The sequence below is a fragment of the Bacteroidota bacterium genome (genome assembly GCA_030706565.1).
GTDB lineage: Bacteria > Bacteroidota > Bacteroidia > Bacteroidales > JAUZOH01 > JAUZOH01.
Genome location: JAUZOH010000180.1, coordinates 1 through 7,722, shown reverse-complemented (window position 1 = coordinate 7,722; position 7,722 = coordinate 1). Strand labels below are relative to the sequence as shown.

4 protein-coding genes are annotated in these 7,722 nt (G+C 40.2%); all 4 read right to left on the bottom strand.

The genetic code is table 11. The features are described from left to right. Positions 1-445 precede the first annotated feature (445 nt). Entirely contained in the window at positions 446-2,842 is a 2,397-nt protein-coding gene (locus Q8907_10055) for a glycoside hydrolase family 95 protein (GenBank protein ID MDP4274609.1), read from the bottom strand. Between the two features lie 354 nt (positions 2,843-3,196). Beyond that, positions 3,197-4,945, bottom strand: coding sequence for an alpha-L-arabinofuranosidase (locus Q8907_10050; GenBank protein MDP4274608.1), 1,749 nt, complete (start codon positions 4,943-4,945; stop codon positions 3,197-3,199). A gap of 233 nt (positions 4,946-5,178) precedes the next feature. Next, on the bottom strand, positions 5,179-7,203 hold the full coding sequence (locus tag Q8907_10045) for a sialate O-acetylesterase (protein MDP4274607.1): 2,025 nt from the start codon (positions 7,201-7,203) through the stop codon (positions 5,179-5,181). Between the two features lie 118 nt (positions 7,204-7,321). Further along, a partial coding sequence (locus Q8907_10040; protein MDP4274606.1) for an AGE family epimerase/isomerase occupies positions 7,322-7,722 on the bottom strand: 401 nt, incomplete at its 5' end.

Below are 7,722 nucleotides of genomic sequence, written 5' to 3'. Positions count from 1 at the left end.
TGCCTTCCTGGAAATTTGTTCCAAGCAAACACAGGCTGAACATTGAAATTAAAGGAATAATCCGAATAGTTTTCATACGAATATAGTTTAATTTTCAAAAGTCGTATGGAACTCCATGTTTGCTATTTTTACAGGTATTTGTGTTTTATCCGCAAACATGTTCGTTTCATAGTTGTTTCATAGATCAAATTAATAATATTTGCTAAATTAAATGATCTGATCCAAAAAAATCGGTTTCTGCGTCCCAAATAGCGGGTATAGGATTTTCAAACGGGAATTTATGAACTTAAAAACGGGCTTCTTTTCCGTACCAGAAATAAATAAAAGCAAAAAGTCTTATAAACTCAATGTTTACAAGACTTTTGTACATATTTTCAATTTTTTAATTAATCTATTTTGAAAAATATCAAATCAGGATAAAAAATCCGTTCTTTTCAAATAAAATTTACCATTGAATTTCCATTTTCTGGCCTTTTTTCAATGAAACTTTCTTTTGTTTGTTCCCGCTGATCAGAGTAGTATTCCCCCCCTGTTTTGAGGTTAAGGTGATTTTCTTTAAGGTCTGGTTTGTCCATTCCATGGAAATTTCAAAACCACCCCTGGCACAAATTCCTTTAACATTGCCATTAGCCCAAGCAGCCGGAAGAGCAGGCAGTAAACGGATCTCATTTTCGGAGGATTGGACAAGCATCTCAGCTACTGCAGCAGAGCCGCCAAAATTACCATCTATCTGAAAAGGTGGATGGGCATCAAACAAATTCGGGTAAGTCCCGCCTCCTCTGTGGGTACTGTTTTTAACTCCATCCGGGTCAACATATTTCAGTAGTTCACGATACATTTTATAGGCATGATTTCCGTCACCCAACCGTGCCCAAAGATTGATGCGCCATCCTTTTGACCAGCCGGTAGTTTCATCACCCTTAATTTCAAGGGTTTTACGACAAGCATTGGCCAGATCTGGCGTCGTATAAGGACTAATCTGATGTCCCGGGAACAATCCAAATAAATGTGACTGATGGCGGTGATGGGGATCCTCATCTTCCCAATCATAATACCATTCCTGCAGGTTACCCTTCTTTCCTATCTGAAATGGATGCAAACGGGAAACAGCGCTTTCAAGTTTCTGGCGGAAACCGGCATCAGTGTTTAAAATTTTCGATGCGTCAATCACCTGCTGCATGCAGGCCCTGGCCATTGCTAAATCCGCCGTTCCGCCGTAAAACGTAGCCCCATGATACCCGGCCGTCGTAACAAATTTATTTTCGGGAGAAGTAGAAGGAGATGTGATTAACTTGCCCTCCTTGTCCTCAACCAGCCAATCGAGACAGAACTGGGCAGCACCCTTCATGACGTCATATTGATCCTTCAGGAATTGCTTATCCTGTGTAAACAAATAATGTTCCCATAGATGAGTGCTCAACCAGGCACCACCCATATTCCAGTTGGCCCACACCGGGTCGCCCCCGCCAAAACCGCCGACAGGATTTGTCATAGCCCAGATATCTGAATTGTGACAGGTTACCCAGCCATTTGCTCCATAAAATGTTTTGGCCGTTATTTTTCCTGTTTCCGAAAGATTTCTGATAAAACCCAGCAAAGGAAGGTGCATCTCAGAAAGATTGGCGTTTTCAGCAAGCCAGTAATTTTCTTCGGCATTGATATTGGTGGTATAGTTGCTGCTCCAGGGCGGGCGCATATAAGGATTCCAGATACCCTGCAAATTTGCCGGAACATTTGAAGTCCGGGAACTGCTTATCAGCAAATACCTTCCATACTGAAAATACAGTATTTCCAGGTTCTTATCTTCTTTGCCTTCGGCATATCTTCTGAGACGCTCGTCGGTTGGTAAATCAGGAGCCAGAGTTTTTCCCAAATTCAGACTTACGCGGTTAAAAAAGCCCTGATAATCTTTCACATGCACTTTTTTAAGTTCTTCAAAAGATTTAGGATAAGCCTTATTCAACTGATCCGTGGCAATTTGTGCATCATTTAGCCCGTCAGCTGCAGGATCTTTATCAAAACCATTAAAACTGGTTGCAACTGAAACGAAAACAACAGCTTCAGTGCAGTTGTTTAATACCAATGAACTGTCGGTAGATGACAAAGTACCATCCGTATTTTTAACTTTTATCAATGTTGAAAACCTTGTCCCCCGGTTTTCATCAAAAACTACAGCATCGGAACTGTTTCCCAGATAGCCAGGTTTTGCCTGAATAGGAGCATAACCTTTAACCTGAAGTGTTTGTCCTGAAGGGGAAATTTTATATTTCAATAAACTCTCGAAACGGATATCAAAATTTAATTTCCCTTTTTTGCTGCTGTTCAGTTTAATGACCATAACATGATCGGGATGAGAAACAAAATATTCCCGGGTATATTTAATCCCGTTTACTTCGTATTCCACTTTCGAAACGGCATCGGAGATATTAAGTTCCCGGTAATACTTTTTAGGATCCTGATTGTCTTTAAAATCCAGATAGAGTGTACCCAGCGGGGCATAAGATTCGGAATATTTTCCCTGAAGTTTCCTGTTTAACTTATCGGCCAGCTGATAATCCTCATTTTTTAAGGCTTCTCTTACTGCAGGCAGGTTTTTATATGCTTCCGGGTTCATATTGGCATTTACAGGTTCGCCCGACCAAAGGGTGGCATCATTCAGATAAATTTTATCTGAACCAACACCGCCGAATACTGTAGCGCCCATTTTACCGTTTCCAAGTACCAGGCTTTCTTCAAAATACCGGGCAGGTTGATTATACCAAAGTTTATTTTGGGATTGTGCATAAATACCTTCACCCAATATGTATAAAAAACAAGATGCTAGAATAATGACCTTTTTCATAATTCGTAAAATTTAACATGTAAAAAAAAACCTGACTTATTCCTATACCGGGATTCTTCCAGGATGATATTTTATTTAGCTGGGGAAAAATAAGAATATTTTCGTTACCATATCAATAAATCATATCAACAATAAGTAATATAATTTATCAACAACCGGTTCCAGACATTTTTATGAATTTATCAGGATTCCCATCATCTGTTAAATTAATTTTAAGATGACTTTTTCAGGCGATTCGTAGTGTATAGACCAGTTTGTTCTCTGTGGTATACTATAAAATAATTTCAAAGGAATAAAACAGGGGCTAACGAATAACATAATCTTATCATAGGACATCTGCCTTAATTGTGTTTTTTATGGTTTATCAACCATCACAAAAACAGCACTCCAGGCAGGGATGGTAACCCTGATCCCTTTGGAAGTCAATGCAGATCTTGCTTTAATAGTGGCATAATCAGAAGGGCCGCCTGCAACAGCTGTGGTACCGGAACCATTTACCGTTACTTTTCGAGAGAAATCCCCATTGTCATTGCTTCCTTCCAAGGTGTACCAATAAAAACGATTACCTGCCTTAAAATTTTTAAAATTCACCTGAACAGTTTTGGCTGCAGAGGAAATATTTACAAGTGCTACACTTGCCTGACCTGTTGTATAGGTAGATGCATAGGCTTTCACATTAACGCTTCCGTTCACCGTGGAATTTACCAGCCGGTCGCCTATACATTTCTGGAAAAAATAGAGGTAATAAAACGAAGGACGAGGGCTCCATTTAGAAACACCCGGTTCGTCACCGGCGCTGAAAATACCATGATCGTTGCCATTGCCCCAACCATTGTATAAATCCCAACGGGCAGCCAGTCCAAATTTATTTTTTAAGGCTTCCCCCTGGACGATTACCGCGAAAGTTCCGCTGGTATTGGAAACCTGTTGTTTGGAATCCTGGGCAAACATGTTCCACTCCGAAAGAATAATGGGTTTCAGGATTGCTCCATATTTCTGAATAGCCCCTTTCATGTAGTTCATCATCGTGGTGGGCACCGTCAGAGCAGAATCCAGAACAGTAGTAGCATCCGAATTTTTGCCATAAGGGGTAAAGTAATTATGGCCTATATAAAAATCAGGGACATTGTTAAGTTCCGGGATCATGGTCGAATTCCATGTCTGAAGAGTTGGAGTTTCCCAGCCCTGAATGGCTGATTCGTGCATTACAGCTCCGATATATATGGTCTTTCCGGTTTCAGCAGCAGCCTTTTTCATTGAATCGGCAAACACTTTAAAATGTTGGGCATAGAGTTTCCCGGTAAGATACTCGGGTTGCCCGTCTTTGTTGGCTGCCACATCAATGCGGTAGCCCCATTCCCAATCACCATAATTTTCATTTCCAATTTCCCAATATTTAGTCCGGCCCTTATCATAACGCACCCAGTCGGCAGCCATATGTGCTGCTGAAGCAACCGGATTAGGCCCTGTTCCGTATCGTGCATAACCATAATTTATGGTAATCAAACCTTCGCTATTTGTTTGCTGAAGCACAGAATAATAATTATCAACCGTTGCCTGCCAGCTATTGGTGGTTTTACCATAAGTATATAAATTATCGGTCTGATAGGTTCCATCGGCTTTCCGCAGGCGCGTTGGTGCATCTGCAGGCGGTTGATTCAGGTTACAATTCCAGAAAAAGCAATCACTGCCGCTTCCTGCCGGGAAACGGATCACATGAGGATTCAAATGATTAAGATGATTGAGAAATACCGGCTCATTGTACATCTGCGTCATCCAATTGTTGGCATTGTGCCCAAAAATGGCCAATGGAATTTTAGTGATTACATTGGCAAAATCTACTGTAACAGTGGTTGATGGCGATGTGGCAATAGCACTTTCCATATATTGGGGAGCCACATAGGTTTTAGACTGCCAGTTGTCCAAAAAAAATCCCATGGTTGAAGCAACAGGCGGATCAACGGGAGTTTTGACCGTATCATTATTTGTGTCTGGAGGATTTGTACCACTATCCCCTGTACACGAACAGGAATAAGATACCATCATTGACAAGGCAAATAAAGCTATTACAGAAAACGGCTTTTTAAATTTTAATTTTTCCATATTCAGCATCTCCCAAATTTATATTTTCAACAGTGAATCCTATAGCCTTATCTTGTTGTTTATTAATAATATAAACATCACAAATTAATAATTGTTGATCTTTGATTAATTCTTTTATTCTCTTATAAATCCCAACGAAAATCTTATAATCCTGTTAAATAAACTACCCGGAAAGTAAAAGCCTCCAGGTAGTTTAATATTAAAATGAACTTATTGGTAGTAAATTCTCAATGTTATTTTTTCGTCCTGAACAATGAAGCAGGTAAGCCTGCTTTATTGAACAAACTTGCCTCAGAACCATTATGCCAGCAATAGCGAACAGATACAGGTTTGGTAACCTGCGAAGAAAAGACAACCACTTCATTTCCAATGATCTTTGCTGTTGCGGGAAAATATTTACCATCACTTCCGGCTATTTCAAACTCTTTTAATTCTCCTTTTTTGGCAACCAATCCTCCTTCAATATGACTGAACTGGAGTATTATTTTATTTTTTTCAACCCTCATGGATTTATATACCGGACCAGAAAAGGGCAAGGATACTCCATAATTCTTAGCCAGGGCAAGACTGGCAAGCCTCAGGCCGACATCTTCCTTGAAAGGAGGATGAATATTATCGACCGTACCAATATCCGATGTTACAACCATGCCGGTATTGGACAATTTTAATGCTTCAGCCTGTGCTTCTTTCAATTCAGAAGACTCAGAAAATTCTTTACCGGAATAAATCCATGGAGCAATCTGGACAAAATAAAACGGCATATCTTTTATGCCCCACGCAGCACGCCAGTTTTCAATCATCGCCGGAAAAATCTTTGCATATTGTGCAGCCCTTCCAACGTTGGCTTCTCCCTGATACCAAATTACCCCTTTAATTTTATATGGCAGAAACGGTTTTACCATTCCGTTATACAAAACTGTCGGTAAAGACGGGTTCAATACTTTAGGCCTTGATTTAAAAAAGAACTCTCCTTTAGCAATATCGTACATATAAAAAACATTACCCAGCAACTCAGCAGCAGGCATATATTTCCAATCACCTGAAAGCGAAACAGACTCGGAGGTATTATCCCCTTTTATGCCAAGTTTCATTTGTTCGGCATGTCCGTCTATTCCTCCTCCCCCCTGAATATCCAGGACACGAACAGCAATCGTATTTTTACCAGGCTTAACAAGTTCGGAAGGAATAGCATAATTCCTTTCAACCTGCCACATACCTTCAATCTCTGTTGCCCCAACCAGTTTCCCGTTAAAATAAACCCTGTCCATATCATCAATTGGGCCAAGGGATAAAATCAAGTCCTTACCAACAAGTTGTTCTGGCACATCAATGCTTTTCCTAAACCACATGATCCCGTCAAAATCGCCTACTTTGGTCCCTTCCCAAGCCTGCGGAAGTTTCATTAATGGCCAGGTGTTATCGTCAAAATCCGGAGATGAACAGGTTTCATCCTGGAAATTCAAATTTTTCCATTTATCTGCTCCTGCTTTTTGATCAACCACAACCTGCCTGTGTTCTTTTATCCATCTGTTGAATTTGTCGACCTCACCTGTCGTATAATTTTTAACCTCATCAAGTGTTTGTGAAAATTCACCAGTCTTTTTCAAAGCATCATAAGAGGTCCATGCTTCTGATGGTGTTCCGCCCCAGGCAGATTCAATCAATGCTACAGGTACATGAATTCTCTCATATAACTCTTTTCCAAAAAAATAAGCTGTAGCACTAAAGGGCGGGAGGGATGAAGAATTGCATTCCTGCCATTTTCCATTACATTCATCCAGGGGTTCACTTGAAATTTTACGTTGAACATTAAACAAGCGGATATTTGGAAAATTTGCTGTGGCAATTTCTTTGGTTGAATTTTTGACAGGACATTGAGGAAGCCAGCCTTCCATGGGCATTTCCATGTTTGACTGGCCGGAACAGAACCATACTTCCCCGATTAAAACATTTTTAATTTTAACAACCGTATCTTTTGCTGAAATTGTTATTTCATAAGGGCCTCCTGCTTTAGGTGTTTGAAGCATTACTTCCCATAAACTATTGCCATTTGCAGTTGCCTGCCCTTCTGCTTTCCAGCTTGTAACAACTTTTATAATCTTTCCCGGGTTAGCTTTACCCCAAATTTTTACAGCAGTTTTTTGCTGAAGCACCATATTGTCACTAATAAGTGATGGTAATCTCAGATTGGTCGTGGTTTTCTGGCATAAAGCCATAGCCGATAGAGCCAATAATAATAAGGTGATTTTAAATTTCATGGTCATTTTGTTTTATTCATAAGGATTTACATGATTCAAAGTTACTTTATTTTCAAATACCTGATCATTTACAGGTAAATGAATAAGCATAACTATCAATCGCAATTTTCAATCCCATTTATCTTCTCATTATTTCCAGGCACATCCGCCCGTTATGATAAGGACATTTCCAAAAGCCTGCCTTGTCGTCTTTCGTATTGATAATGCCTTTTTCAGAAATTCCCCAGAACCATTCCCCGGCCATATTATCAACCAGATTTTTCTTGATGAAATTCCAACAATGCAAGGATATGTCCAGGTAAACTTCATTATTGGTCAGCTGATAGGCATTCATATAACCCACTACTGTCTCTGCCTGCGGCCACCAGTCTCGGTTACGGTTCTCCTCTCCCGTCTGGTTATTCCTCTCATTGATCATGCTTCCATCTTCCTGTAAACCTTCCGTGGCTGCATCTGCAATCTTTTTACTGATTTCACGTACCCTTCCCAGCAATTCCTTTTCGCCTAACGCTACGGCTG

What these genes read in the sequence shown, in the direction of transcription:
- Q8907_10055 (MDP4274609.1), bottom strand. Translation starts at nt 2,842, where the DNA reads ATGAAAAAGGTCATTATTCTAGCATCTTGTTTTTTATACATATTGGGT.
- Q8907_10050 (MDP4274608.1), bottom strand. Translation starts at nt 4,945, where the DNA reads ATGGAAAAATTAAAATTTAAAAAGCCGTTTTCTGTAATAGCTTTATTT.
- Q8907_10045 (MDP4274607.1), bottom strand. Translation starts at nt 7,203, where the DNA reads ATGAAATTTAAAATCACCTTATTATTATTGGCTCTATCGGCTATGGCT.